This is a genomic window from Catenuloplanes niger (assembly GCF_031458255.1).
In the GTDB taxonomy this organism is placed as follows: Bacteria; Actinomycetota; Actinomycetes; order Mycobacteriales; family Micromonosporaceae; genus Catenuloplanes; species Catenuloplanes niger.
On record NZ_JAVDYC010000001.1, the window covers coordinates 5655149 to 5681050 of the forward strand.

General features: G+C 72.1%; 20 protein-coding genes. 14 read left to right on the forward strand and 6 right to left on the reverse strand.

What is annotated here, in order from left to right:
* Positions 1-20 precede the first annotated feature (20 nt).
* Positions 21-1184 carry a hypothetical protein gene (locus tag J2S44_RS25130; protein ID WP_310418684.1) on the reverse strand — a complete coding sequence of 388 codons (1164 nt, stop codon included), beginning with the start codon at positions 1182-1184 and terminating at the stop codon, positions 21-23.
* A gap of 40 nt (positions 1185-1224) precedes the next feature.
* Positions 1225-2250, reverse strand: coding sequence for a LacI family DNA-binding transcriptional regulator (locus J2S44_RS25135; protein ID WP_310418686.1), 1026 nt, complete (start codon positions 2248-2250; stop codon positions 1225-1227).
* A 146-nt stretch (positions 2251-2396) separates the two neighbouring features.
* Between J2S44_RS25135 and J2S44_RS25140 the strand changes: the two genes are divergently transcribed.
* The 6 genes from J2S44_RS25140 to J2S44_RS25165 all read left to right on the forward strand — a co-directional run bounded on the left by J2S44_RS25140 (position 2397) and on the right by J2S44_RS25165 (position 9919).
* Positions 2397-3662, forward strand: a complete 1266-nt coding sequence (locus tag J2S44_RS25140) for an extracellular solute-binding protein (protein ID WP_310418689.1) — start codon at positions 2397-2399, stop codon at positions 3660-3662.
* Positions 3663-3720: 58 nt separating this feature from the next.
* Positions 3721-4668 (forward strand): carbohydrate ABC transporter permease, encoded by a 948-nt coding sequence (locus J2S44_RS25145; protein WP_310418693.1) that lies wholly within the window; start codon positions 3721-3723, stop codon positions 4666-4668.
* Complete coding sequence (locus J2S44_RS25150) at positions 4668-5555, forward strand: carbohydrate ABC transporter permease (RefSeq protein WP_310418696.1); 888 nt, start codon at positions 4668-4670, stop codon at positions 5553-5555. The genes J2S44_RS25145 and J2S44_RS25150 overlap by 1 nt, the downstream gene beginning before the upstream one ends.
* Before the next feature lie 5 nt (positions 5556-5560).
* A complete protein-coding gene (locus J2S44_RS25155; protein ID WP_310418698.1) occupies positions 5561-7969 on the forward strand; it encodes a glycoside hydrolase family 2 protein in 2409 nt (802 codons plus the stop codon).
* 13 nt (positions 7970-7982) lie between these two features.
* A complete protein-coding gene (locus J2S44_RS25160; protein WP_310418701.1) occupies positions 7983-8915 on the forward strand; it encodes an ROK family protein in 933 nt (310 codons plus the stop codon).
* A gap of 62 nt (positions 8916-8977) precedes the next feature.
* Positions 8978-9919: a siderophore-interacting protein gene (locus J2S44_RS25165; RefSeq protein WP_310418703.1), complete on the forward strand. Its 942-nt coding sequence runs from the start codon at positions 8978-8980 to the stop codon at positions 9917-9919.
* Positions 9920-10135: 216 nt separating this feature from the next.
* Here the strand turns inward: J2S44_RS25165 and J2S44_RS25170 are convergent, their stop codons facing one another.
* Positions 10136-10744: a TetR/AcrR family transcriptional regulator gene (locus J2S44_RS25170; RefSeq protein WP_310418705.1), complete on the reverse strand. Its 609-nt coding sequence runs from the start codon at positions 10742-10744 to the stop codon at positions 10136-10138.
* A 118-nt stretch (positions 10745-10862) separates the two neighbouring features.
* Between J2S44_RS25170 and J2S44_RS25175 the strand changes: the two genes are divergently transcribed.
* Positions 10863-11549 (forward strand): SDR family NAD(P)-dependent oxidoreductase, encoded by a 687-nt coding sequence (locus J2S44_RS25175; protein WP_310418707.1) that lies wholly within the window; start codon positions 10863-10865, stop codon positions 11547-11549.
* 7 nt (positions 11550-11556) lie between these two features.
* Entirely contained in the window at positions 11557-11949 is a 393-nt protein-coding gene (locus J2S44_RS25180; protein ID WP_310418710.1) for an ester cyclase, read from the forward strand.
* Positions 11950-12006: 57 nt separating this feature from the next.
* Here the strand turns inward: J2S44_RS25180 and ilvD are convergent, their stop codons facing one another.
* On the reverse strand, positions 12007-13851 hold the full coding sequence (ilvD, locus tag J2S44_RS25185) for a dihydroxy-acid dehydratase (protein ID WP_310418713.1): 1845 nt from the start codon (positions 13849-13851) through the stop codon (positions 12007-12009).
* 1111 nt (positions 13852-14962) lie between these two features.
* Here ilvD and J2S44_RS43130 point away from each other — a divergent pair.
* The 6 genes from J2S44_RS43130 (at position 14963) to serA (ending at position 22988) form a co-directional block, all read left to right on the forward strand.
* The gene (locus J2S44_RS43130) at positions 14963-16258 is read left to right on the forward strand and encodes a putative bifunctional diguanylate cyclase/phosphodiesterase (RefSeq protein WP_445343975.1); all 1296 of its coding nucleotides are present in this window, start codon (positions 14963-14965) and stop codon (positions 16256-16258) included.
* 307 nt (positions 16259-16565) lie between these two features.
* The gene (locus tag J2S44_RS25195; protein WP_310418716.1) at positions 16566-18413 is read left to right on the forward strand and encodes an acetolactate synthase large subunit; all 1848 of its coding nucleotides are present in this window, start codon (positions 16566-16568) and stop codon (positions 18411-18413) included.
* 14 nt (positions 18414-18427) lie between these two features.
* Positions 18428-18943: an acetolactate synthase small subunit gene (gene ilvN, locus J2S44_RS25200; protein WP_307243853.1), complete on the forward strand. Its 516-nt coding sequence runs from the start codon at positions 18428-18430 to the stop codon at positions 18941-18943.
* A 47-nt stretch (positions 18944-18990) separates the two neighbouring features.
* Positions 18991-20004, forward strand: a complete 1014-nt coding sequence (gene ilvC, locus J2S44_RS25205; RefSeq protein ID WP_307243856.1) for a ketol-acid reductoisomerase — start codon at positions 18991-18993, stop codon at positions 20002-20004.
* Between the two features lie 75 nt (positions 20005-20079).
* Complete coding sequence (locus J2S44_RS25210) at positions 20080-21327, forward strand: mannosyl-3-phosphoglycerate synthase (RefSeq protein WP_310418718.1); 1248 nt, start codon at positions 20080-20082, stop codon at positions 21325-21327.
* 77 nt (positions 21328-21404) lie between these two features.
* Entirely contained in the window at positions 21405-22988 is a 1584-nt protein-coding gene (gene serA, locus J2S44_RS25215) for a phosphoglycerate dehydrogenase (protein ID WP_310418721.1), read from the forward strand.
* Between the two features lie 7 nt (positions 22989-22995).
* On the opposite strand, the gene J2S44_RS25220 is transcribed toward serA, so the two are convergent.
* On the reverse strand, positions 22996-23361 hold the full coding sequence (locus tag J2S44_RS25220) for a hypothetical protein (RefSeq protein ID WP_310418724.1): 366 nt from the start codon (positions 23359-23361) through the stop codon (positions 22996-22998).
* 1736 nt (positions 23362-25097) lie between these two features.
* On the reverse strand, positions 25098-25865 hold the full coding sequence (locus tag J2S44_RS25225; protein ID WP_310418726.1) for an FAD:protein FMN transferase: 768 nt from the start codon (positions 25863-25865) through the stop codon (positions 25098-25100).
* Positions 25866-25902 lie beyond the last annotated feature (37 nt).

A 25902-nucleotide genomic window follows, 5' to 3' on the forward strand; every position in this document is an offset into this window, starting at 1 on the left:
GCCGGGAGAACCCCGGTGGCTCAGCCGGAGACCTGGTCGGCCGGGGGCGCCGTGATCACGACCTCGGCACCGGGGGAGTGCACGATCATGGAGAGCGTGGTGCCGGCCGCGGCGCCGATGCCGGTCAGCTCGACCCCGGCGAGCATCCCGTCCGCGGTGACCGTGATCGCGAGCGCGTACTCCGGCAGATCTATGCCGGTCGCCGTGGCCAGCGCGTGGATCGCGGCGGCGAGCCGGTCGCCCGGGGTGATGCCGTCGTCGAGCAGGTACCGGGTCGCGTCCGCCGGCAGCGACTCGGTGGTGACCGAGGCGGACTTCACGTCGAGGTACTCCACCGGGTCCGCCACCGGCAGCGGGATCGCGGTGACGCCGCCGTCCGCCCGCCGGAACGTGCCGGCCGGCCAGCAGTAGGTGCCCCGGTCCGGGCCGGTCGAGGCGGTCCACGGCCGGCCGCCGGCGTGCGACGCGGAGTCGAGGTAGCGCACGCCGCCGGTGTCGACGACCGCGAGGCTGTCCACCACGCCCAGTTCCACGCCGTCCGTGCCCTGCGCCGTCACCTGGCTCCGGGCGTCCCAGGACGGGTCGGCCCCGCCGGTGCTGCGCAGCTCGCCGCTCCAGGTGAGCGTGGCCACCCGGACCGGCGTGGGCTCGTCGGCCCGGATCAGCGACGTGGCCCGTTGGAACCGGAAGCTCACCTGGTAGGGCCGTTCCCGCAGCCGCTCGCCGGCCGCCGCGATGCCGTCCAGGCCCTCCCGGCCGATCAGCCCGCCCGCGCCGCCCTCGACCCGGCCGGCCTGCCCGTCCGCCGCGACGGGCTGATCGCCGCCGCCCTCGTCCAGCAGCACGCCGGCGGCGCAGACACCGAGCAGGATGACGGCGATGAGCGCGGCCAGCACGATGAAGACGCGCGGCACCCCGGCCGTGTGACTGTGCCCGTGACCGGGCGTGTGGCCGTGCCCGTGACCGGGCGTCCCGGCGCCGGACACCGGCGGGGGCGGCACGACGGGCGAGCCGGTCGGGGGCGAGCCGGTCGGTGGCGGCGGGGGCCCGCCGAACTTGGGCATGATCCGGGGCGGGAACGGGCCGCGCCGCCGCGGCCGGTCCTCCCGCGTGGCCTCGCCGTCCGGCCAGGAGCGGTCGCCGGCGGCCGGATCCCCGGGCCCATCCCAGTTGTGCGAACCCATCCGGTCATCGTAAGGACCGTGATCCACGTGCGGAACGCGCTCAGGGGGTCCGCGGCGGTGCCGTACTTCCGCGCGGCGTCAGGTGCCCGGTCGGCGTCCGTACCGCCGCGACCCGGACGCCGGCCACCGCGTCCAGCAGCAGCCGGGCCGCCTGCCCGCCGTACGCCGGGATGTCCCTGCTCAGCGCCGTGAGCGGCGGCCGGACCAGCCGGCAGAGCGGCGAGTCGTCCCAGGCCACGACGGACAGGTCGCCGGGCACGGTCAGGCCCATCTCCTGGGCGACGGACAGCCCGGCGATCGCCATCACGTCGTTGTCGTAGATCACCGCGGTCGGCCGCCGGGCCGCGCTGAGCAGCCGCCGGGTGGCGCGGGCGCCGTCCTCGCCGGTGTAGTCGGACGGCACCGTGACGGTGTCGCCGCGGTCCAGGCCGAGGCGCGCGCAGACCGCGCGGAACGCGTCCGTGCGCACCCGCGTGTGCTGCAGCTCGGGCAGCCCGCCGACCCGGGCGACGCGCCGGTGGCCGAGCGCGACCAGGTATTCGACGGTCTCCGCGAGCGCGGCGGCCTCGTCGGACCAGACGCCGGGCAGCGCGCCGGTCCCGTCCGGCCCGCCGACCACCACCGCGGGCAGCTGCAACTGCTCCAGCACCGGCACCCGGCGGTCGTCGGTGCGCAGGTCGCAGAGCAGCACGCCGTCCACCCGGCGCTCGCCCCACCAGCGGCGGTAGACCGCGATCTCCGCGTCCGGGTCCGCGACCACCTGGAGCGTGAGCGCGTACGACCGGGCGGACAGCTCGGCCTCGACGCCGCTGATCAGCCCCATGAAGAACGGTTCGATGCCGAGCGTGCGGGCCGGCCGGCAGAGCGCCAGCCCGACCGCGCGGGCCCTGGCCCCGGAGAGTGCCCGGGCCGCGCTGCTCGGGCTGAACCCGATCTCGTCCGCGATGGCGAGGATCCGCCGCCGGGTGGTGTCGGAGACGCCGGGCTGGCCGTTCAGCGCGTACGACACCGCGCCCTTGGAGACGCCGGCCCGGCGTGCGATGTCCGCGATGGTGGGTCGCTTCACGGGTGTTGAGCTTGCCCGGTTAAGTGCACGTTGGTCAATGCAAACAACTGCCAGTATTGACGAGCATCGCTGCATTCAATACGGTGGCTGCGCTTACTCGTTTCAGTCAACCCCCATCGATATCCGCCCGATCGATCGGAGGCACGATGATGCATAGAAGGACACTGGCCGCGGCCCTGGCGACGATGCTCCTCGCCGCCGGCTGCACCACCACCGGCACCGGCACGACACCGCGGCAGGACGCGGAAGGCCCGGCCGAGCTGCTGTTCTGGAACACCGGCAGCGACGAGCAGGCGGCCGCGATGCAGGTCGCCGCGGACCGCTACAAGGAGCTCCACCAGGACGTCACGATCAAGGTGCAGGCGATCGCCTGGGACGACGGCCACGCCAAGGTGCTGACCGCCGCCACCTCGCGCAGCGGGCCGGACATCGTCTCCGGCGGCCTCTCCTGGGGCATCGAGTTCGGCGAGCTCGGCGGCATGATCGACCTGAACGGGTACGACGTCTCGCAGGCGAAGCAGCAGACCCGCCCCGAGCTGTGGAACTCGATCACCTCGCCCGGCGGCGCCGTCTACGGCATCCCGATGGACATGACGCTGTACGTCTTCTACTACCGCCCCGACCTGCTGCAGAAGGCCGGCGTCGGCGCGCCGCCGGCGACCTGGGCCGAGCTGTTCACCGCGGTCGACAAGCTCAAGGCGTCCGGTGTGCCGACGCCGCTGGTCGAGGAGTGGGGCACGTTCGAGTGGCTGCCCTGGTTCAACTACCTGAAGCAGGCCGGCGGCTCGCTCTACTCGGACGACTGCACGCAGGTGACGATCAACTCGGAGCAGGCCGTGCTGGCCACCACCACCTGGGCCGACCAGTACCGGAAGTACGGCGTGCCGAAGGCGACCGTGGACGTCGGCGCCGGCCTGGCCAAGGGGGAGTACGCGATGGCGATCGGCGCGTCGTACCTGGCCGGTGGCTTCGACTCGGGCCAGCCGGAGCTGAAGGGCAAGTGGCAGACCGCGCCGCTGCCCACCGGACCGGCCGGGGCCGGCTCGTTCGTCGGCGGCAAGATCGTCGGGGCCATGTCGTACACGGAGCACCCGCAGGCCGCGGCCGACTTCGTGAAGTGGCTCTACACGGACGAGGCGGTGGAGATTCTGCAGCGCGAGGTGTTCACCCGCGGCGGCGAGCTCTACATCTCGCCGCGCCCGGAGCTGCTGGCCAAGGCGAACGCGAGCGACAACCTCCGGCAGACGCTGCAGACCACGCTCAACTCGGTGACCGGCCCGCCCAACTGCAAGGGCTGGGAGACCAGCGGCGCCGAGGTCAGCAAGCGCCTGCAGGCCGTGGTGAACGACAACGCCGACCCGCGGACCGCGCTGGCCGAGGCCGCCGCGGTCATGCAGGGCAACCTGGGCTGACGTCCCGGGCCGCCGGGCGTGCGACGCCCGGCGGCCCCGCATTCCGAGGAGGGACGTCATGACCACCGCGCTGATCGAGAAGCCGTCCACCGCGCAACCCGCCGGAGCCGGGAAACGGGCACGGTGGCGCCGCGCCGTACCCGGATATGTCATGCTTCTGCCCTTTGCCGGGCTCTTCGCCGGATTTCTCGTCTGGCCGCTGCTCAACGCGCTGTACTTCGCGTTCACCGACTTCAACGGCGTGCGGCCGCCGTCCTGGGTCGGCCTGGAGAACTTCCGCCGGCTCTGGTTCGAGGACCCGCGGTTCCGCACCGGCCTGGTCAACTCACTGATCTACGTGAGCTGCACGGTCACGCTCACCACGGCCGCGGCGCTGGCCCTGGCGCTGGCGTTCCGCGGCACGTCCTGGCGCGACCGGGTGCTGCGCACGATCTTCTTCCTGCCGTCCGTCACGTCGACCATCGCGGTCATGCTGATCTGGCGCTGGATCTTCTCCGGCGAGCGGTTCGGGTTGGCCAACACGGTGCTGTCCTGGTTCGGCGCGGACCCGGTCTCCTGGCTGTCCACGCCGCACTGGACCATCCCGCTGCTGGTCGTGATGGCGGTCTGGGGCGGCTGCGGGTACGGCATGGTGATCTTCGTGTCCGGGCTGAACGCGATCCCGGAGGAGCTCTACGAGGCCGGCCGGCTGGACGGCGCGAGCGCCTGGCAGCAGTTCTGCTACATCACGTTGCCGCAGCTCAAACCAGTCACCACGTACGTGGTGATCACCGGGCTGATCGGCGCGTTCCAGGTGTTCGAGGCGGTCTACATCGTGTTCCGCGCGGTGAGCAGCGTCGGCGGCGTGCAGGACAGCGGCCTGATGCTGGTGCCGTACCTCTACGACATGGGGTTCACGAAGTTCCAGCTCGGCTACGCGTCCGCGATCGCCTGGACGCTCTTCCTGATCATCTTCGTGATCAGCATGATCCAGCTGCGGGTCACCCGCGCGCTGAGGGAGCTGTGATGACCCGACTGAAGGGCGAGCTGATCCGGCTGCCGCTCTACCTGGCCGGACTGACCATGCTGGTGCCGTTCTACTGGATGGCGTCGGCCGCGTTCAAGCCGGTGCCGGAGCTGACGAGGAACCCGCCGAGCTTCGTACCGGGCGACCCGACGCTGGACGCGTTCCACGAGCCGGCCTGGGATCCGGGCGTGCGCGCGGATCAGGTCGTCGCCGGGCTGTTCCAGCGCTACCCGGACGTACCCGGGGGATTCCTGCGGTTCATGGGCAACAGCCTGTTCGTCGCCGCCGCGATCACGGTGCTGTCGCTGCTGGTCGCGGCGCTGGCCGCGTACGCGCTGACCAAGATGGACCTGCCCGGCCGCCGGGTGATCTTCGTGGTGGTGGTCGCGTCCATGATGATCCCCTGGCAGGTCACGCTGGTGCCGAACTACCTGATCGTGCGCAACCTGGAGTGGCTCAACAGCTACCCGGGCTACATCGTGCCGGCGCTGGCCAAGGCGTTCGTGGTGTTCTTCCTGGTGCAGTACATGCGCTCGATCCCGGACGACCTGGTGCACGCGGCCCGGGTGGACGGCGCCGGCGAGTTCCGGATCTGGTGGCGGGTGGTGATGCCGCTGATGCGCCCGGCGCTGGCCGCGATGGCGATCTTCGTGGTGCTCGCCGAGTGGAACAACTTCCTCTGGCCGCTGATCATCGTGCAGGACGACACGATGGCGAACGTGCCGGTCGCGCTCTCCCGGCTGAACGCGTCGAACGCGTTCAATCCCAACAACATGGCCGTGATCATGGCAGCATCGCTGTTGACGTCGCTGCCGACGGTGATCTTCTTTCTGGCGTTCCAGAAGCACTTCACCCGGGGCATCGCACTCTCCGGCATCAAGGGATGAGGCACATGGGTTCGTACCGCGCGCTGCACGACGGTTGGACGCTGACCGGGGCCGGACACTCCGTGGACGCGAGCGTCCCCGGTTGTGTGCACACCGACCTGCTGGCCGCCGGGGTGATCGACGATCCGTTCCTGGACGACAACGAGGTGCGCCAGGAGTGGATCGGCCGCACCGACTGGGTCTACGAGACCACGTTCGACTGGGCGCCGGACGAGCTGGCGCCGCGCACCGACCTGGTCTGCGACGGGCTGGACACGATCGCGGCGCTGACGCTGAACGGCACCGAGCTCGGCCGGACCGCGAACATGCACCGCGGCTACCGGTTCGACGCCCGGGAACACCTCACCCCCGGCCGGAACACGCTGCGCGTCGCGTTCACCTCCGCCAAGAACTACGCGGAGGCGGAGCGCGAGCGGCTCGGCGACCGGCCCAACGCGTACCCGGAGCCGTTCCACTTCATCCGCAAGATGGCCTGCAGCTTCGGCTGGGACTGGGGACCCACGCTGATCACCGCCGGCATCTGGCGCCCGATCGGCCTGCACACCTGGGCCGGCGGCCGGCTCGCGCGGGTCCGGCCGCTGGTCACCGTCACCGAGGCCGGCGACGGCCGGATCGAGCTGCACGTCGACGTGGAACGGGCGAGCGCGGACCCGCTGATCCTGACCGCGTCCGTGGGCGGCGTCCGCGTCGAACAGACCCTGGAACCCGACGAGGGTACGGCCGTGCTGGTCCTCGACGTGCCGCAGCCCGCGCTGTGGTGGCCGCACAGCCTCGGCGAGCAGCCGCTGCACCCGGTCGACGTGGCGCTGACCACGATCGGCGGCACCTCGCTGGACGAGTGGCACCGCCGGGTCGGCTTCCGCACGGTCGCGCTGGACACCACGGACGGCGCGTTCACGCTCGCGGTCAACGGCGTGCCGCTCTTCGCCCGCGGCGTCAACTGGATCCCGGACGACGCGCTGGTCACCCGGATCACCCGGGCGCGGCTCGCCGGCCGGCTGACCGAGGCGGTCGCGGCGAACGTGGACACGGTCCGGGTCTGGGGCGGCGGCCTCTACGAGTCGGACGAGTTCTACGAGGTCTGCGACGAGCTGGGGCTGCTGGTGCTCCAGGACTTCCCGTTCGCCTGCGCGGCGTACCCGGAGGAGGAGCCGCTGGCCGGCGAGGTGGCCGCGGAGGCCCGGGAGAACGTGGTCCGGCTCGCGAGCCACCCCAGCCTGGTCGCCTGGACCGGCAACAACGAGAACATCTGGGGCTGGCACGACTGGGACTGGCAGCCCGCGCTCGGTGACCGCACCTGGGGCGCCGGCTACTACTTCGACCTGCTCCCGGAGATCGTCGGTGCGCTGGACCCGACGCGTCCCTACTGGCCCGGCAGCCCGTGGTCCGGCAGCCACGACGTGCACCCGAACGAGCCGTCCCGCGGGACCATGCACATCTGGGACGTGTGGAACCGGGTCGACTACACGCACTACCGCGACTACCGGCCGCGGTTCGTGGCCGAGTTCGGCTTCCAGGCGCCGCCGGCGTTCGCCACGCTGCGCCGCGCGATCAGCGACGAGCCGCTCACGCCGTCGTCGCCGGGGATCGCCCACCACCAGAAGGCGGCCGACGGGAACCTCAAGCTGGAGCGGGGCCTGAACGACCATCTGCCCGCGCCCCGGGACTTCGACGACTGGCACTTCCTGACCCAGGTCAACCAGGCGCGGGCGATCACGCTCGGCGTCGAGCACTTCCGCTCGCTCCGGCCGTACTGCATGGGCTCGGTGGTCTGGCAGCTGAACGACTGCTGGCCGGTCACCTCGTGGTCCGCCATCGACGGCGACGGCCGGCGCAAGCCGCTGTGGTACGCGCTCCGGCGCGGCTACGCCGACCGCCTGCTGACCGTGCAGCCGCGCCCGCACGGCCCGGCGGTGATCGCGGTCAACGACGGCCGGGAACCGTGGACCGGCGAGGTCGAGGCGACCCGCCGCTCGCTGGACGGCGAGATCCTGGCCAAGTCCGTCTTCCCGCTCGACGTCCGGCCCCGGGCGTCCGTGACGATCCCGCTGCCGCCGGACGTCGTCACGCCCGGCGACCCGGCCGCCGAACTGGTCGTCGTCACGGCCGGTGCCGACCGCGCGCTCTGGTTCTTCGCCGAGGACCGGGACATCACCTACCCGGCGCCGGGGTACGCCACGGACGTGGCCGCGGTCGACGGCGGCTACGACGTGACCGTCACCGCGCGCACCGTGCTCCGGGACCTGACGCTGCAGGCCGATCGTCTCGATCCCGCCGCCGTCGTGGACACCGCGCTGGTTACGCTCCTCCCCGGAGAGACCACCACGTTCCGGGTGCACACGGACGCCACGCTGGACGCCGCCGGGCTGACCGCGAGGCCGGTCCTGCGCTGCGTGAACGACGTCCGTCCTTGAGAGGCACCGCACGATGAGCACATCCGTCCCGGGACCGGTACTCGCGATCGACGTCGGCGGCACCAAGCTCGCCGCCGCCGTGGTCACGCCCGACGGCACCATCCGCGACCGCGCGGTGGTGCCCACCCCGGCGACGGACGACCCGGACAAGGTCGGCGGCGCGCTGGTGGCCCTGGCGCACCAGGTCGCCGCCGCCGGCCCGGCGTCCGAGCTGCGGGGCATCGGCGTCGGCTCGGCCGGGCCGCTCGACCCGTACGCGGGCACGGTCAGCCCGGTCAACATCGTGGCCTGGCGCGGCTACCGGATCCTGGACGCGCTGCGCGACGTGCTGCCCGGCCGCCCGGCCTACCTGGGCGGCGACGGGCAGTGCATGGCGCTCGGCGAGTACCGCTGGGGCGGTTACACGTCGGCCGCGCTCCTCGGCATCGTGGTCTCCACCGGCGTCGGCGGCGGCCTGGTCCTGGACGGCCGGGTCTACCTCGGCCCGACCGGCAACGCCGGGCACATCGGCCACATCCCGGTGTCGCTGGACGGCCCGGACTGCCCGTGCGGCGGCCGCGGCTGCGTCGAGGTGCTCGGCAGCGGCACCTCGATCGTGCGCTGGGCCCGGGCGAACGGCTGGGTGACCACGCAGCCGACGGCCGACGCGATCGCGCTGGCCGCGGACGCGCGGGCCGGCCACCCGGTCGCGCTGGAGGCGTTCCGCCGGTCCGGCCAGGCGGTCGGCGCCGGCATCGTGGCCACGGCCGGCCTGTTCGACCTGGACGACGTGGTGATCGGCGGCGGCGTCGCGAACGTCGGCGACCTGCTCTTCGACCCGATCCGTGCCGCGATCTCCTCGCTGGCCGGCCTCGACTACATCAAACGGGTCCGGGTGCACCGCAGCACGCTCGGCGGCGACGCCGGACTGCTCGGGGCCGCCGCGTTGGTCATGTCACACCTGTAGCAGGGCTTTTGTTCCTCCCGGTGCCTTTGTTAGGTTAGCCATGCCTATCACCGGGAGGAACCGTGACCCTGACCGCCGAGCCCGACACGACGGTCCGACCCTGGCGCTTCTTCGTCACCGAGGTGCGCCGCGTCGAACGGATCAGTCCGAGCTTCCTGCGCGTCACGCTCACCGGCGACGACCTGGACCGCTTCGCGTCCACGGGCTACGACCAGCGGTTCAAGCTGATCCCGCCGCTGCCGGAGACCGGCTTCGACACCCTGCCCAAGGGCCCGGACTGGTACGGCGAGTGGCGCGCGCTCCCCGAGGCGCAGCGCAACCCGATCCGGACGTACACGATCCGCGAGGTCCGCCCCGACCTGCGCGAGGTGGACGTCGACATGGTGCTGCACGGCGACCACGGTCCCGCCTCCCGCTGGGCGCTGACCGCCCGCCCCGGCTCGCGGATCGCGCTGCTCGGGCCGAACGCGGACCACCCCGGCCCGCACGGCGGCTACGACTTCCGCCCGCCCGCGCACGCCGACTTCCTGCTGCTCGGCGGCGACGAGACCGCCGCGCCCGCGATCGCCGCCATCCTGGCCAAGCTGCCCGCGGACGCGCGCGGGGAGGCGTTCATCGAGGTGCCGGAGACCGGCGACCACTTCGCGGTGACCGCCCCGGCCGGCGTCACCGTCACCTGGCTCCCGCGCGACGGCGCCGCCCACGGCACCTACCTGATCCCGGCCGTCGAGGACGCCACCGCCCGCATCCTCGGCGACTCACAGGTCGCCACCGCCCCCGCCACCATCGAGGACGTCGACGTCGACCACGGCCTGCTGTGGGAGGTCCCGGTCGATGCCACCGGCGCCCCGCTCACGGACGCCAGCCGCCTCTACGCCTGGCTGGCCGGCGAGGCCGCCGTCATCAAGACGCTCCGGCGCCACCTGGTGACCGGCTGCGGCGTCGACCGCCGGGCCGTCGCCTTCATGGGCTACTGGCGCCTCGGCCGCGCCGAGGGCAGCTGACCGCGTTCACCCGATCGCAGCCGCCGGGCCGTCACCGGTCGCGGTGGTTGCGCTCGCGCACAGTGCCGTCACACCTTCAAGAGATCCACGTCGCCCACAGGCTCACCGGGGACGGGTAGATGTCCGGGTCATGCCTCAGCCGATCGAGAAACTCCGCGCTCAGCGTGGCGTCACCGGTGGCGGCCCGCAGGACGACATGTCGCGGGTGTCGCCTTCTCAGGGGCGCAGCGCGATCGCGCGCAGTGCCATGTCGACGGAGGCCTGGAGGTCGTCGCGGCTCGCGCCGGCGGCCGCGTGCACGGCGTGGCCCTCGCTGAGCGCCATCACGAACCGGGCCGTCGCGCGCGGGTCCATGCCGTCCGGCAGGTCGCCCTCCGCCGCGGCCCGGGTCAGGCGGTCCGCGATGGCCGCCTCGGTGGCGGCGCGGCCGGTGGCGAGGACGCCGGAGATGCGCGCGTTCTCCGGCGAGCAGGCCAGGCCGCCCTGGATGGAGAGGCAGCCCGCGGGGTGGTCGTCGGCGGTCAGCCCGTCCGCGCTGGCGCGCAGGAACGCCTCGATCGAGGCATAGGCGGTGGGCTGGTCGAGCGCGGCCCGGGCGCGGGTCACCTGCCGCTCGTGATACCGGGTGAAGACGCGGGTGAACAGCTCCTCCTTGCTCCCGAACGTGGCGTAGAGGCTCGGCCGGTTGATCCCCATCGCGCCGGTCAGCGCGGTCAGTGACGTTCCCTCGTAGCCGTGCCGCCAGAAGACCTCGGTGGCCCGGTCGAGAACCGTCTCCTCGTCGAAGGCCCGTGGCCGCCCCGCGGCCGGCGTCTGCGTGCTCATGCCCCCACTCTACCGCTTGGTACAAATTGTGGCCCAGGTTGCTAACTGATCGGTACAAAAATTGCTACGGTGGTGATGCAACCGAGCGGTACAAAATCGCGCCGATCCGAGGAGACCCATGTCCATCACGCTGATCACCGGTGCCAACAAGGGCATCGGCTTCGAGACCACCAAGCGGCTGATCGAGGCCGGCCACACCGTGTACGTCGGCGCCCGCGACCCGGAGCGCGGTGCGACGGCCGCGGCCGCGCTCGGCGCCCGGTTCGTCCAGCTCGACGTCACGGACGACGCCTCGGTCCAGGCTGCCCTCGCCGTGATCGACGCCGCGGAGGGCCGCCTGGACCTCCTGATCAACAACGCCGGCATCCTCGCGGACGGCCCGATCACCGGCCCGAAGGCGCTCCTGGCGTTCGACACCAACGCGGTCGGCGTCGTCCGCGTCACCGAGGCCGCCCTGCCGCTGCTGAGCCGGTCCGCGAACCCCGCCGTGCTCACGGTGTCGAGCAGCATGGGCTCGTTCTGGGCGGTCACCAACCCGGACCGTCCCGAGCACGGCATGCCGGCCGCGCTCTACGCCGCGTCCAAGGCCGCCGCCACCATGCTCACGGTGCAGTACGCCAAGGCCCACCCCGGCATCAGGTTCACCGCGCTGGAGCCCGGCACCACCGCCACCGACCTGCTCGCGGCGTACGGCATCGGCCGTCCCGTCGCCGAGACGGCCGGGGTCGTGGCACGCTTCGCCACGGCGGCACCGGGCGGCCCCAGTGGCACGCTGCAGGACGAGCACGGCGTGCTGGCCTGGTAGCCGGATCATGACCGAGAACGAACTGCGCGCCTGGTACGCCCGTTACATCGCGGATCTCAACGCCCACCGATTCGACCGGATGGAGGAGTTCATCGCCGACCGCGTCCTGCTGAACGGCGAGCCCGGCACCCGCGACGACGTCCTCGCGGTGCAACGCCACGATGTGGACGCGGTTCCCGATCTGCACTGGGAGATCCGGGAACTCCTGCTCGACCGCGACCGGATCGCGATCCGGGCGATCAACACCGGTACGCCGGCGAAGGAGTGGCTGGGCGTACCGCCGTCCGGTGCCTCGTTCGAGATCGTCGAGTACGCCATCTACCGGGTCGCCGACGGCCGCTTCATCCAGATGACCGCGCTGCACGACTCCGCGGACCTCCGCCGCCAACTGACCGCCTGACACGCCGAGGGCGGGTGGCCCAGCCACCCGCCCTCGGCGCGGACCACGACGGGTGCGCTACGGAACGCGCCGGTATGCGCCGTCGGACGCGGACGTGGCCATGGACGCGTAGGCGCGCAGCGCCGCCGAGACCGGACGGTCGCGATCGACCGGCGTGTACGGCCGGTCCCGCTTCTCCTGCGCGATCCGGCGCGCCTCCAGCACGTCCTCCGCGACGTTGAGGTTGATCGACCGGTTCGGGATGTCGATGACGATCTCGTCGCCCTCCTCGACCAGCGCGATCAGCCCGCCGGACGCCGCCTCCGGCGAGACGTGCCCGATGGACAGCCCGGACGTGCCGCCGGAGAACCGGCCGTCGGTGATCAGCGCGCAGGCGCGGCCGAGACCGCGGCCCTTCAGGAACGACGTCGGGTAGAGCATCTCCTGCATGCCCGGCCCGCCGCGCGGCCCCTCGTAGCGGATCACCACGACGTCACCGGCGACGACCTGCTTGCCGAGGATGCCGGTGACCGCGTCGTCCTGCGACTCGAAGACCTTCGCCGGCCCGGAGAACTTCCAGACCTCCTCCGGCACGCCGGCGGTCTTCACCACGCACCCGTCCGGCGCGATGTTGCCGAACAGGATGGCCAGGCCGCCGTCCGCGGTGTAGGCGTGCTCGAGGTCCCGGATGCACCCCTCGGCCGCGTCCGTGTCCAGCGTCGACCAGCGGTTCTCGGTGGAGAACGGCTCGGTCGTCCGGACGCCGCCCGGCGCCGCGTGGAACAGCTCGATCGCCTCCGGCCGCGCGCTGCCGGAGCGCACGTCCCAGTCGGCGAGCCAGCCGTCGAGCGTGGCCGAGTGCACCGAGTGCACGTCCTTGTGCAGCAGGCCCGCGCGGTTGAGCTCGCCCAGGATCGCCGGGATGCCGCCGGCCCGGTGCACGTCCTCCATGTGGAACTTCTGGCTGTTCGGCGCGACCTTGGACAGGCACGGCACCCGGCGGGACACCGCGTCGATGTCCGCGACCGTGAAGTCCAGCTCGGCCTCGCGCGCCGCGGCCAGCAGGTGCAGGATCGTGTTCGTCGAGCCGCCCATGGCGACGTCGAGCGCGACCGCGTTCTCGAACGCGGGCCGGCTGGCGATCGCGCGCGGCAGCAGCGACTCGTCGTCGCCGTCGTAGTAGCGCTTCGCGATGTCCACGATCAGCCGGCCGGCCTCGACGAACAGGTCCTTGCGGGCCGCGTGCGTGGCCAGTGTGGAACCGTTGCCGGGCAGTGCCAGGCCGATCGCCTCGGTCAGGCAGTTCATCGAGTTCGCGGTGAACATGCCGGAGCAGGAACCGCAGGTCGGGCACGCGGAGCGCTCGATCGTGTCGAGCTGCGCGTCGGAGACCCGGTCGTCGACGGACGCGACCATGGCGTCGATCAGGTCGAGCTTGGAGTGCACCACGCCCTCGACCGCGACGGTCTTGCCGGCCTCCATCGGGCCGCCGGAGACGAACACGGTCGGGATGTTCAGCCGCAGCGCGGCCATCAGCATGCCCGGCGTGATCTTGTCGCAGTTGGAGATGCAGACGAGCGCGTCGGCGCAGTGCGCGTTGACCATGTACTCCACGGCGTCGGCGATCAGCTCGCGGCTGGGCAGCGAGTAGAGCATGCCGGCGTGGCCCATGGCGATGCCGTCGTCGACGGCGATGGTGTTGAACTCGCGCCCCACGCCGCCGGCCTCGGCCACCGCGTCGGCGACCAGGCCGCCGAGGTCCTTGAGGTGGACGTGACCCGGTACGAACTGCGTGAAGCTGTTCGCGATGGCGACGATCGGCTTGCCGAAGTCGTCGTCGGTCATTCCGGTGGCCCGCCAGAGAGCGCGGGCGCCGGCCATCGTTCGGCCGTGCGTAGAGGTCCTTGACCGCAGCTGGGGCATGAACCCCAGTGTTGCACCGGGGTAAACGCGACGGCAGCATTAGGCGCCCCTTACGTCCACCACGCGGGACGACGTGTTAAACGCCACCTGATTGCGTGACCGGAATACCACGCTTCGCACACGCTGTCCCCACGGTCCGGCATTTATCCGGCAGAGTGAATACGTGCACCTACCTCCTGGTGTCTGGATCGCCGCACTCGCCGCCGCGCTCTCGGCCGTGCCGGCCTCGGTCATGCTCGTCTCGTCCGCGCGCCGCCGGGCCGGGCGCCGCCGGCACGCGCATCACCTGCTGGCCGCCGGCAGCGCGCTGATCGCGCTGGCCGCGGTGGCCGGGCTGGGCGTGGCGCTGACCGCGCACAGCCAGACCGCGGCCCGGCTGATCGCGTTCGGCATGGTGGCCGGGGCGGTGACGCTGCTGGCCGGGATGCTGATGTTGCCCGGCGCCGCGGACACCGGGGCCACGGCGCTGCAACACCTCCTCGACGGGCTGGCGATCGCCGGCTCGATCTGGTTTCTGGGCTGGTCGCTGGTCACCGCGCCGACCCGGCTGCTGGGCGAGCTCACCCCGGAGGAGTGCTGGCTGCTGCTCCTGCCGCTGGGCGTCGCCGTGCTCGCGTTCGGCCTGACCACGATGGTGTCGGTGCGCATGCCCCGGCCGCGCGGCGGTTCGGTGGGTGTCGGCGCCGGCATCACCGCGGCCGCGCTGGCCGGGGCCGGCATCTCCGGTGGGGTCTGCCAGCAGTGGGCCGGCGTGGTGCTGGCCAGCGCGCTGGTGCTGCCCGCGGGGCTGACCGTGATCGCGGTCGCGGCCCGGGCCACCGATCGCGAGCCGGAGCCGGCCGAGGTCGACACCACCCGGCGCGGTGCCGCGGTGGTGTTCCTGCCGATGGTCGTGCTGACCGGCGCGACCGCCTATCAGACCCTGCGGACCGGCGCCATCGGTACGGTCGGCGCGGTCGCCGGCTGCCTGGTGCTGGTCGCGCTGGTCGGCCGGCAGTACCTCGCGCTGCGCGACGTGCGGCGCGGCGCGCAGCGGCTGCGCGAGCGGGAGGCGCACTTCCGCGGCCTGGCCCACACCGACCCGCTCACCGGCCTGGCCAACCGGCGCGGCATGCTGCGCGTGCTGACGCAGGAGGCGTTCCACGGCGCGCCCTGCGTGCTGCTCGGCATCGACATGGACGGCTTCAAGAGCGTCAACGACCTCCGCGGTCACGACGTCGGCGACCGGGTGCTGATGGAGGTCGGCGGCCGGCTGCGGATGCACCTGCGGCCCGGTGACGCGGTGGCGCGGCTCGGCGGTGACGAGTTCGCGGTGCTGATGTGGGCCACCGAGGACGAGGCGGAGGCGGCCGCGCTCCGGTTGCTCGACGCGCTCGGCGCGCCGTACGAGCAGGATGGCGGCGTGGTCTTCCTGTCCGCCAGCATCGGGATGGCCGCGGCGGAGACCGCCGGTGACGTGGAGACCCTGATGCGCAACGCCGACCTCGCGCTGCGCTACGCGAAGCTGCGCGGCAAGAGCCGGGTCGAGCGTTACCGGCCGGCCTACGACCGCACGCTGCGCCGCCGCATCACGCTCGAGCACGAGCTGCGCGGCGCGATCGAGCGGGACGAGTTGCGCGTGGTGTTCCAGCCGGTGGTGGCGCTGCCGTCGGCGCGCCCGGTCGGCGCGGAGACGCTGCTCCGCTGGACCCACCCGGAGCTCGGCCCGGTCGGCCCGGACGAGTTCATCCCGGCCGCGGAGGAGTCCGAGCTGATCACCAAGCTCGGCCGGTGGGTGCTGGACCAGGCCTGCCGCCGGCTCGCCGAGTGGCTGCGGGACGGCTACGACGTGTGGGTCTCGGTGAACGTGTCGCCGCGCGAGCTGCACGCGCCGGACTATGTCGGCCACGTTGCCGAGGCGTTGCGCACGCACCGGGTGCCACCGCAGCGGCTGGTGCTGGAGGTGACCGAGCACGCGGTCGCGACGGACCTGGACGAGCTGTGCCGCCGGCTGCGCGCGCTGCGGGACACCGGCGTGCGGATCGCGCTGGACGACTTCGGCGCCGGCTACTCCTCGCTGGGGCAGCTGCGGGACCTGCCGGTGGACATCCTGAAGATCGACCGGAAGCTGGTGGTCGCGTCCGAGCCGCTGGTCGACGTGGTGGTCCGGCTCGGTCACCGGCTCGGCCTGGAGGTGCTGGCCGAGGGGATCAGTGCGCCCGCTCACCTGGCCGTCGTCGAGGCGTCCGGCTGCCGCTTCGGCCAGGGATTCCTGTTCGGCGGGGGCGTCCCGGCCGAGCATCTGGAGGCGCGGTTGAGGGCGGCGTCGCCCGAACACCGGGTGCCGGCCGCGGCCGGGCACGGCAGATCGGCCATATCCGCTGGTCAGATAGCTCCGGCGGTGGACGGTGAGGACGCGTCCGGGTGAAACATGGGCGTCCGTGAACCAATATATGGGATAGGTTGACTCAGCGCGTGAGATGAGTAAGGCTGTCAGCATGTCCCTGTGCCTGACCGCCACGTTCGCGATCACCCGCGACCCTCGGTCCTCTCGAGTACTTATCTGAGCGCACTCCCCTCGATTTGGGAGTGCGCTGGCCCCGTGTGATCTCCACACGAGGGCCGTTTTTATTGGCCGGGACTGGGCCGGCTGACATGGGAGCAGCCTCCAGCATGCGGCGGTTGAACACATTCGAGATGTAGCAGCACCGAAGGTCCGAAAGGTCCGAACAGCCATGAGCAGACCCACGCCCGAGACTCTCGCCCACCGAGCCCACGCGTTCGCGTCCTCTGCGGCCGCCGCCACGCCCGCCACGCCGGCCGCGCCGGCCGTCGCCCCGATCCAGGTCACCGGCGCCGGCTCGCTCGTCAAGTCGCTCGAGGCGCTCGGCGTGGACGTCGCGTTCGGCATCCCCGGCGGTGCGATCCTGCCCGCGTACGACCCGCTCTACGACTCCTCGGTCCGGCACATCCTGGTCCGGCACGAGCAGGGCGCCGGGCACGCCGCCACCGGTTACGCGCAGGCCACCGGCCGGGTCGGCGTCTGCATCGCCACCTCCGGCCCGGGCGCGACGAACCTGGTGACGCCGATCGCGGACGCGTACATGGACTCGGTGCCGATCGTCGCGATCACCGGCCAGGTCGCCCGGCCGTACATCGGGACGGACGCCTTCCAGGAGGCGGACATCCAGGGCATCACGCTGCCGATCACGAAGCACAACTACCTGATCCAGCGTGCCGAGGACATCCCGCGGATCCTGGCCGAGGCGTTCCACCTGGCGATCAGCGGCCGCCCCGGCCCGGTCCTGGTGGACATCCCGAAGGACATCCTGCAGGCGCAGACCACGTTCAGCTGGCCGCCCACGCTGGAGCTGCCCGGTTATCGGCCGACGCTGCACCCGCACGGCAAGCAGATCCGCGAGGCCGCCCGCCTGATGACCGGCGCGCGGCGCCCGGTGCTCTACGTCGGCGGCGGTGTGCTCAAGGCGCACGCCACCGAGAGCCTGCGCCGGCTGGCGGAGCTGACCGGCATCCCGGTCGTCACCACGCTGATGGCCCGCGGCGCGTTCCCCGACTCGCACCCGCAGCACATGGGCATGCCCGGCATGCACGGCTCGGTCACCGCGAACTACGCGATGCAGAAGTCGGACCTGCTGGTGGCGCTGGGCGCCCGGTTCGACGACCGGGTGACCGGCGACCTGGCCTCGTTCGCGGTCGGCGCGAAGATCGTCCACGCGGACATCGACCCGGCCGAGATCGGCAAGAACCGGGCCGCGGACGTGCCGATCGTCGGCGACGCGCGGCACGTGATCGACGAGCTGATCACCGCGATCGAGACCGAGCAGGCGGCGCACCGCACCGGTGACTACGCGGCCTGGCGCGACACGCTGAAGGAGCTGCAGACCAAGTACCCGCTGGGTTACGACGAGCCGGAGGACGGCACGCTCTCCCCGCACTACGTGATCGAGCGGATCGGCAAGATCGCCGGCCCGGACGCGATCTACGCCGCCGGCGTCGGCCAGCACCAGATGTGGGCGTCGCAGTTCATCTCCTACGAGAAGCCGTACACCTGGCTCAACTCCGGCGGCGCCGGCACCATGGGCTACGCGGTCCCGGCCGCGATGGGCGCGAAGACCGGCAAGCCGGACACCGTGGTGTGGGCGATCGACGGCGACGGCTGCTTCCAGATGACCAACCAGGAGCTGGCCACCTGCGCGCTGGAGGGCATCCCGATCAAGGTCGCCGTGATCAACAACGGCAACCTCGGCATGGTCCGGCAGTGGCAGACGCTCTTCTACGAGCAGCGCTACTCCAACACCGAGCTGGGCACGCACAAGCACCGCATCCCGGACTTCGTGAAGCTGGCCGACGCGCTCGGCTGCGTGGGCCTGCGCTGCGAGTCCGCCGACGACGTGGACCGGGTGATCCAGGAGGCCATGGCGATCAACGACCGGCCGGTCGTGATCGACTTCGTGGTCGGCAAGGACGCGATGGTCTGGCCGATGGTCCCGGCCGGCCTCAGCAACGACGAGATCCTGTTCGCCCGGGACATGCGCCCGGACTTCCCCGACGACGCGGTCTGAGAGGCACCACCGTCATGACCAAGCACACCCTCTCCGTGCTCGTGGAGAACAAGCCCGGCGTCCTCGCGCGCGTCTCCGGCCTCTTCTCCCGGCGCGGGTTCAACATCGACTCGCTGGCGGTCGGCGAGACCGAGCACCCCGAGGTCTCCCGGATCACCATCGTGGTCAACGCGGACGAGTCGCCGCTGGAGCAGGTCACCAAGCAGCTGAACAAGCTGGTCAACGTGCTGAAGATCGTGGAGCTGGACCCGGCCGCCGCGGTCCAGCGCGAGCTGCTCCTGGTCAAGGTGCGCGCCGACCGTACCGTCCGGTCGCAGGTGCTGGAGACGGCGAACCTGTTCCGGGCTCGCGTGGTGGACGTCGCACCGGACACCCTCACGATCGAGGCGACCGGCACGGCGGACAAGCTGGACGCGTTGCTGCGCGACCTGGAGCCGTTCGGCATCAAGGAAATGGTGCAGTCCGGGATGGTGGCGATCGGCCGCGGGTCGCGCTCCATCACCACCGGACCGGCGCTGCGCGCCGCATGAGAGCCACCACATCAAAGAACCGGCTTCGGCCGTACGAAAGGGAAGTCATGCCTGTCACGGTCTACTACGACGACGACGCCGACCTGTCGATCATCCAGGGCAAGAAGGTCGCGGTCCTCGGCTACGGCAGCCAGGGTCACGCCCACTCGCTGTCCCTGCGGGACTCGGGCGTCGAGGTCGTCATCGGTCTGCCGGAGGGCTCGAAGAGCCGCCCGAAGGTCGAGGAGCAGGGCCTGAAGGTGCTCACCCCGGCCGAGGCCTCCGCGTGGGCCGACGTGATCATGGTGCTCGCACCGGACACCGTGCAGCGCACGCTCTACACCGAGTCGATCGCGCCGAACCTGACCGCCGGCAAGGCGCTGTTCTTCGGCCACGGCCTGAACATCCGCTTCGAGCTGATCAAGCCGCCGGCCGACGTGGACGTGGCGATGGTCGCGCCGAAGGGCCCGGGCCACCTGGTCCGCCGCCAGTACGTGGACGGCAAGGGCGTCCCGGCGCTGGTCGCGGTCGAGCAGGACGCGTCCGGCGGCGCGCTCGCGCTGGCGCTCTCCTACGCGAAGGCGATCGGCGGCACCCGCGCCGGCGTCATCGAGACCACGTTCAAGGAGGAGACCGAGACCGACCTGTTCGGCGAGCAGGCGGTGCTCTGCGGTGGCGCCGCGGCGCTGGTGCAGACCGGGTTCGAGGTGCTCACCGAGGCGGGCTACGCGCCGGAGATCGCCTACTTCGAGTGCCTGCACGAGCTGAAGCTGATCGTCGACCTGATGTACGAGGGCGGCATCGCGCGCATGCGGTACAGCGTCTCCGACACCGCGGAGTTCGGTGACTACACCCGCGGCCCGCGCGTGATCAACGCGTCGGTCAAGGAGGAGATGAAGAAGATCCTCTCCGAGATCCAGTCCGGCCAGTTCACCCGCGAGCTGATCGAGGACGACGACGCCGGCCGCCCGGCGTTCACCAAGTACCGCGAGCAGGGTGCGGCGCACCCGATCGAGGTCACCGGCAAGAAGCTGCGCGACATGATGAGCTGGGTGGACCGGCCGATCACCGAGACCGCCTGATCGTCCGGGTGGAAAGCGCGCCGGGGTCGCCCGGCGCGCTTTTCAATGCCCGCCGCTCCGGGTAAGGACCCCGCCATGCGGCTGGAGCAGCACATTCGACACGAGCGTTTCGGCGCGGTCCGCATCCACGAACTGCAGCGCGTGGTGGAGCTGGACTCGGGACGGCACGCGCCCGGACCGTCCGGCGGCACCGAGGTGGTCGCGGACGAGGAGATCCGCGCGGTCATGCGCGAGATGGTGATCGTGGTGCCGTGCATGGACGAGCCGCGCCGGGTGATCGAGGGTGTGCTCGCCGGCATCCCGCACGACTGCCTGATCGTGCTGGTGTCGAACAGCGCACGCCACCGGTTCGCGGCCGAGGCGGACAGCGTCGAGGAGTTCTGCCGGCTCACCGGCCGCACGGCCGTCGTTGTCCACCAGCGCGACCCCGGTCTGGCCGCCGCCGTCAAGGCGGCGGGCATGCCGGAGCTGCTCGGCGACGACGCGCTGGTCCGCGCCGGCAAGGGCGAGGCGCTGCTGGTCGGCACCGCGATCGCGGCGATGACCGGCCGCGCGTACGTGGGCTTCGTGGACGCGGACAACCACGTGCCCGGCGCGGTGCACGAGTACGTCACCGCGTACGCGGCCGGTCTGCGCCTGGCCGGCGGCCCGTACGCGATGGTCCGGATCCCGCGGCACCCCCGCCCGGTGGTCCGCGAGGGCCGGCTCTTCCTCGACCGGCGCGGCGGCGGTGCCGAGGTCACCAACTACTTCCTGAACCGGGTGCTGGCCGCGCACACCGGGCTGGCCACCGAGGCGATCGCCACCGGTGACGCCGGCGAACGCGCGCTGACGCTGCCGCTCGCGCTGCGGCTGCGCGCGGCCGGTGGGCTGGCCGGCGAGGCACACGAGTTCGCCGACCTGTTCACCCAGTTCGGCCGCCCGGAGTCGGAGGCGGTCTCGGTGCTCCAGATCGAGATGCGCGACTCGCAGTCGCACGACGACGCCGGCGACGAGCGCGGGCCCGGCCGGTGGTCGGAGGCGCTCGGCGTGCTCTACCACGCGCCGGTCACCCCGCCCGCGATCCGCGCGGAGATAGCGGACTTCCTGGCGGGACGGGGCGCGCGGCCGTCGCCCGGCTGGATCTACCCACCGCTCGGGCAGCTCGCGTTCGACCTGTTCAAGGACGTCCTGACCCGGGAGGCGAGCACGTTTCGGGAGATCGACGGGCGGCCGGAGAAGGACGGCCCGATCCTGCCGAACCCGCTCGGCCTGGCGGTCGGCCGCGCCCCGGTGCCGGAGATCGACGACGAGCCTGTCCCGATTGACACGGTCCTCGACTAACGATTTTTCACCCGCCGGTACGGCGAAACCGCGGCGTAACCTCACGAGATCGGTTTATGTCGATCTTGTGAGGTGTCATGAGGCCAGTCGTGGTCGTCGCGGAGGAGCTCGCCCCCGCGGCCCTGACCCAGCTCCGCCAGGACTTCGACGTGCGGCAGGTGGACGGCACCGACCGCGCCGCGCTGCTCGCCGCGCTCGCCGTCGCGGAGGGGGTGGTGATCCGCAGCGCCACCCGGATCGACGCGGAGGCGATCGCGGCCGGCCCGGCGCTGCGCGTGGTCGCCCGCGCCGGCGTCGGACTGGACAACGTCGACATCCCGGCCGCCACCGCGCACGGCGTGCTCGTGGTGAACGCGCCCACGTCCACCGTCGTCTCCGCCGCCGAACAGGCCGTGGCGCTGCTGCTGGCCGTGGCCCGGCACACCGCGAGCGCCAGCGCCGCACTGAAGGCGGGGGAGTGGCGCCGGTCGCGGTACACCGGCGTCGAGGTGTCCGGCAAGACCGTCGGCGTGGTCGGGCTCGGCCGGATCGGCGTGCTGTTCGCGCAGCGGATGGCCGCGTTCGGCACCCGGCTGATTGCCTACGACCCGTACGTGCAGCCGGCCCGCGCGGCCCAGCTCGGCGTGCAGCTCGTCGCGCTGGAGGAACTGCTCGGCGAGGCCGACTTCATCTCCGTGCACCTGCCGCGTACGCCGGAGACCGTGGGCCTGATCGGCGCACGCGAACTGGCGCTGGTCAAACCGGGCGTGCGGATCATCAACGCGGCGCGCGGCGGCCTGATCGACGAGCAGGCGCTGGCGGACGCGCTGGCCGAGGGCCGGGTCGCCGGCGCCGGCGTGGACGTCTACGCGAAGGAGCCGTGCACGTCGTCGCCGCTGTTCGCGCACGAGACCGTGGTCGCCACCCCGCACCTCGGCGCGTCCACGGTGGAGGCCCAGGACAAGGCCGGGCTGGACGCGGCGCGCAGCGTGCGGCTGGCGCTGCACGGCGAGTTCGTCCCGGACGCGGTGAACGTGCAGGCCGGCGGCGTGGTCGACGAGGAGGTCCGCCCGCTGCTCCCACTGGCCGAGAAGCTCGGCACGGTCTTCACCGCGATCGCCGGGACGCTGGCGGCGAGCGTCACCGTCGAGGTGTGCGGTGCGGGCGCCGCGCCCGAGGTGCTGCGGCTGGCCGTGATCAAGGGACTGTTCGCGTCGATCACGGCGGAACGGGTCACCTACGTCAACGCGCCGATGCTGGCCGAGGCGCGCGGCCTCTTCATCGCGCTCGCGTCCGAGCCGGGCGGCACGCCGGAGGTGGCGGTGCGCGGCGTGCTGCCGGACGGCCGGGCGCTGAGCGTCTCCGGCACCGTGACCGGCGCCGCACGTGAGATTCGGAAGATCACCGAGGTGGACGGCTACGGCACCGAACTGACCGCCGACGGCATCCTGCTCTTCTTCACGTACGTGGACCGCCCCGGCGTGGTCGGCACGGTCGGCTCGATCCTCGGCCGCGCCGGCGTGAACATCGCGGGCATGCAGGTGGCGCGGCGCGCCGCCGGTGGCGAGGCGCTGATGACGCTGATGGTCGACTCGGCCGTGAGCGTGGACCTGCTCACCGCCGCCGCGGAGGCGATCGGCGCTGCCGCCGCGAGTGCGGCGGACCTGCGCGACGACGCCTGACCGATCGTTACTGCGGGGGACGGGCCGTGGCCTGCGGCGGATAGACGGATCCGCCCTGAACGTCCAGAAGCATGAGATTGTGCGCGCCGGCCAGCTGCTCGATCAGGAGCAGCACCTCGTCCGGGCAGGTCTCCACCAGCTTCATCTCCACATGGTCCCGTGCCACGTGCAGCGGCTTCGAGACGAACGGGGAGGCGTTGCTGGCCGCGCCACGATCGGGATATCGGGCCGTCAGGTCGGCGTAGAAGGCATTGATACGCCGGTCGGGTACGCCGGCGGCGTGAATGCCCGCGACGCACCTCTTATGACCGGCCGTCACGTCGGCAGGCTCACCGGTCCGGTCAAGCGCCCAGACCACCAGGTCGAAACTCACCGGGGAAGAATGCCATCCGTTCCACGTTCGGTCATCTCGGCCCCGACCGACACGCTGAGCCACAATGCTTCCACCCGCCGACGGGCCTTGTCACGCGTACCGGCATCGCTATAGCGTATTTGATTGGTCACACAGGGCGATCGTCTGGCCGGGGCGACCGCCCGTGGGGACCCGTCTTCGGGTGACGGTGTCCCCGGGTGCGGCCACCCGGGTGCGTTCTCCGCGACCTCACGGACCACCACCCGACAACCGGTCGGCCCTCACATTCTTTGCCGAGCTTGTGAGGGCCCGCTGGCACCCCTGGCGGCCGGTCCACAGCCGCGCGCGACGCGAAGAGCAGAAACACGAAGCGATCTTCCCGCTTCCGGCGTGACCCGGCCCGCATGCTCCCGCGGGCACCGGTCGTCGCCCAGGGGCTCCTCCCTGCACGTCCCCCGGCGCCAACCCCAAACCAGGCGCCGCCGCCCCGCACGTCCGCCGCGACAGGCATATTTCCCGGCCACCGTGGCCGGCTACCCCCGCGCGGCTGCCCCCGCGCCGGCTACCCCCGCGCCTGCTGTCCCGCACCCGCCGCCCCGCGGCTGGCGCCCCCGCCCGGCGCCCCGCTGCGCTCGGCACCGCGGTGCCGATCCCGCATAGGTTCACTGCGGCACGCGGAATCCACGGTCCACCTGGTTGGCGCACTCTCCGGTTGACCCGGTGGGGCAGGACTTCGCTATGGTCGGCCCGCCAGGCGGGGCCGGCCGCGGCTGACGCCGCGGTGCGGATCCCCCTGGGTTTACGGCGGTGGTCGGGATCGCAGGGCGGCCTGGTTGCCGGACTTTGCGGCTGACGCGGTGGGGCAGGGTTCCGCTGCGGCCGGCGCGGTGGGTCAAGGGCTTGGCCTGTGGCTGGCGCCGCCCGGCAGAGTCCGGCTGCGACTGGCGCCTCTGGTCGAAGGCGGAAGGTCGAGTGCGAAATCACCGCGGCGTGCGGAGCTCAGGGGCGACCGGATTATGGCCTTACGGCTAGTGGTACTGAGCCGTGCCTGGTGTGGGGGGCACGAGCGGATTCGGCGGCGGCTCAGTCCATGTTCAAGGCTGGCGCCGCCCAATGGCGCCAGCAGGCGGCTGGCGCGTGCGTCTCGCGGTCGGCTGCGATCCGGATGCTCCGCGCCCGAAATTTCGTCATATCTCGTCGCGCAAGTGGTTGTTGCTGTCGTGAATCGCCGCTACGCGCACTTGAGCGATCAATCAGGTGAGCGAAAGATAGGTCAACTTCGCTAGTTGACCTATCTTTCGCTCACCTGATTGGCGACTCAAGCTTTGTGACGCCAGCGGGCGCCCTTTCTATGCCTAGGCTTCGGGCGCGGACTGCCTGTTGTGCCGCGCGCAGGCCGCGTGGAAGCCGCGCTGGGCGCCGCGCGTTTGCGCGCGCCGTGCTGGGTGTCGTGCGTGCCGCGTCGGGCGTCGCGCCTGTCGTGTTGGATGTCGCGTCTGCCGCGCCGGGTGTCGTACGTGCCGCGCTGGGCACCGCGCGCGTGCCGCGCCGGGCGCAGCGCGTTCTGCCACGCGTGCCGCGCTGGGGACCGCGCGCGTGCCGCGAATGCCGCGCCGGGCGCCGCGCGCGTGCCGCGCTGAAGTGCCGCGCTGGGCGCTGCGCGAGTGCCGCGCTGCGCGCTGCGCGCGTTCTGCGCTGGGTGCCGCGTCGGGTGTCGCGTGTCGGCGGTTGCCGGCCCGTTGAAATGCGCCTGAGCGTTACCGGCGGCCCGTGCGGTCCAGGGCCCGGTATCCGTCCGCCGTCGGGAACCAGCTCAGCGCGGTCGGGCCGGCGGCGTAGAGGGCGATGGCGTAGCCGTTCGCGGCGGAGAGTTCCGGGCCGATGATCGTGGTGAGTGCGAAGCCGTCGGCCTGGCGGCCGGTGTGCGGGTCGATGATGTGGTCGTGGCGGCCGGCGGCGCCGGTGGTGGCGACCGCGCCGGAGGTCAGCTCCAGCGTCTCGATCACGCGGCGCCCGTCGTACGGGTCGCGGACCGCGATCTTCCAGGGGCGCCCGGCCGGTGAGTGGCCGCGCACGGTGACGTCCGCGCCCGCGTGGATCGCGTAGTTCTCGATGCCGGCGGCGCGGAGCCGGGCCGCGGCGCGCTCCACCGACCAGCCCTTGACCAGGCCGCTCGGGTCGAAGCCGCCGGGCACCGCCCATGCGTCGAACCAGCCGTCGGTGGCGGCGCGCATCAGGATGCAGCGGTCGACCAGGTCGGTGAGCGGTGCGTACAGGTCCGCGGAGATCTCACCGCGGCGGAACCGGGAGACCAGGCTCCGCTCGCGCAGCGGGCCGAACGTGGTGTCCAGCGCGCGGAGCTCCGCGACCGCGTCGGCGAGCGCCTCGCCCGCGCCGCGCCGGTCCATCGCCGGTGGCGCGACGAAGCAGAAGTTGAACTGGTTCGCCCCGATCTGCACCTGGTGCCGGACGACGATGCCCGTGGCGGTCCTGACCCGCTCCGGCAGTACGACCGTGGTGCTCATGGTGCTTCCCCCGTCGGTGAACAACTGTGTCCACGGC

Coding starts and splice junctions, on each gene's coding strand:
- J2S44_RS25130 (WP_310418684.1), bottom strand. CDS start 1,184: ATGGGTTCGCACAACTGGGATGGGCCCGGGGATCCGGCCGCCGGCGAC.
- J2S44_RS25140 (WP_310418689.1), top strand. CDS start 2,397: ATGATGCATAGAAGGACACTGGCCGCGGCCCTGGCGACGATGCTCCTC.
- J2S44_RS25145 (WP_310418693.1), top strand. CDS start 3,721: ATGACCACCGCGCTGATCGAGAAGCCGTCCACCGCGCAACCCGCCGGA.
- J2S44_RS25150 (WP_310418696.1), top strand. CDS start 4,668: ATGACCCGACTGAAGGGCGAGCTGATCCGGCTGCCGCTCTACCTGGCC.
- J2S44_RS25155 (WP_310418698.1), top strand. CDS start 5,561: ATGGGTTCGTACCGCGCGCTGCACGACGGTTGGACGCTGACCGGGGCC.
- J2S44_RS25160 (WP_310418701.1), top strand. CDS start 7,983: ATGAGCACATCCGTCCCGGGACCGGTACTCGCGATCGACGTCGGCGGC.
- J2S44_RS25170 (WP_310418705.1), bottom strand. CDS start 10,744: ATGAGCACGCAGACGCCGGCCGCGGGGCGGCCACGGGCCTTCGACGAG.
- J2S44_RS25175 (WP_310418707.1), top strand. CDS start 10,863: ATGTCCATCACGCTGATCACCGGTGCCAACAAGGGCATCGGCTTCGAG.
- J2S44_RS25180 (WP_310418710.1), top strand. CDS start 11,557: ATGACCGAGAACGAACTGCGCGCCTGGTACGCCCGTTACATCGCGGAT.
- ilvD (WP_310418713.1), bottom strand. CDS start 13,851: ATGCCCCAGCTGCGGTCAAGGACCTCTACGCACGGCCGAACGATGGCC.
- J2S44_RS43130 (WP_445343975.1), top strand. CDS start 14,963: ATGCTGCGCGTGCTGACGCAGGAGGCGTTCCACGGCGCGCCCTGCGTG.
- J2S44_RS25195 (WP_310418716.1), top strand. CDS start 16,566: ATGAGCAGACCCACGCCCGAGACTCTCGCCCACCGAGCCCACGCGTTC.
- ilvN (WP_307243853.1), top strand. CDS start 18,428: ATGACCAAGCACACCCTCTCCGTGCTCGTGGAGAACAAGCCCGGCGTC.
- ilvC (WP_307243856.1), top strand. CDS start 18,991: ATGCCTGTCACGGTCTACTACGACGACGACGCCGACCTGTCGATCATC.
- J2S44_RS25210 (WP_310418718.1), top strand. CDS start 20,080: ATGCGGCTGGAGCAGCACATTCGACACGAGCGTTTCGGCGCGGTCCGC.
- serA (WP_310418721.1), top strand. CDS start 21,405: ATGAGGCCAGTCGTGGTCGTCGCGGAGGAGCTCGCCCCCGCGGCCCTG.
- J2S44_RS25225 (WP_310418726.1), bottom strand. CDS start 25,865: ATGAGCACCACGGTCGTACTGCCGGAGCGGGTCAGGACCGCCACGGGC.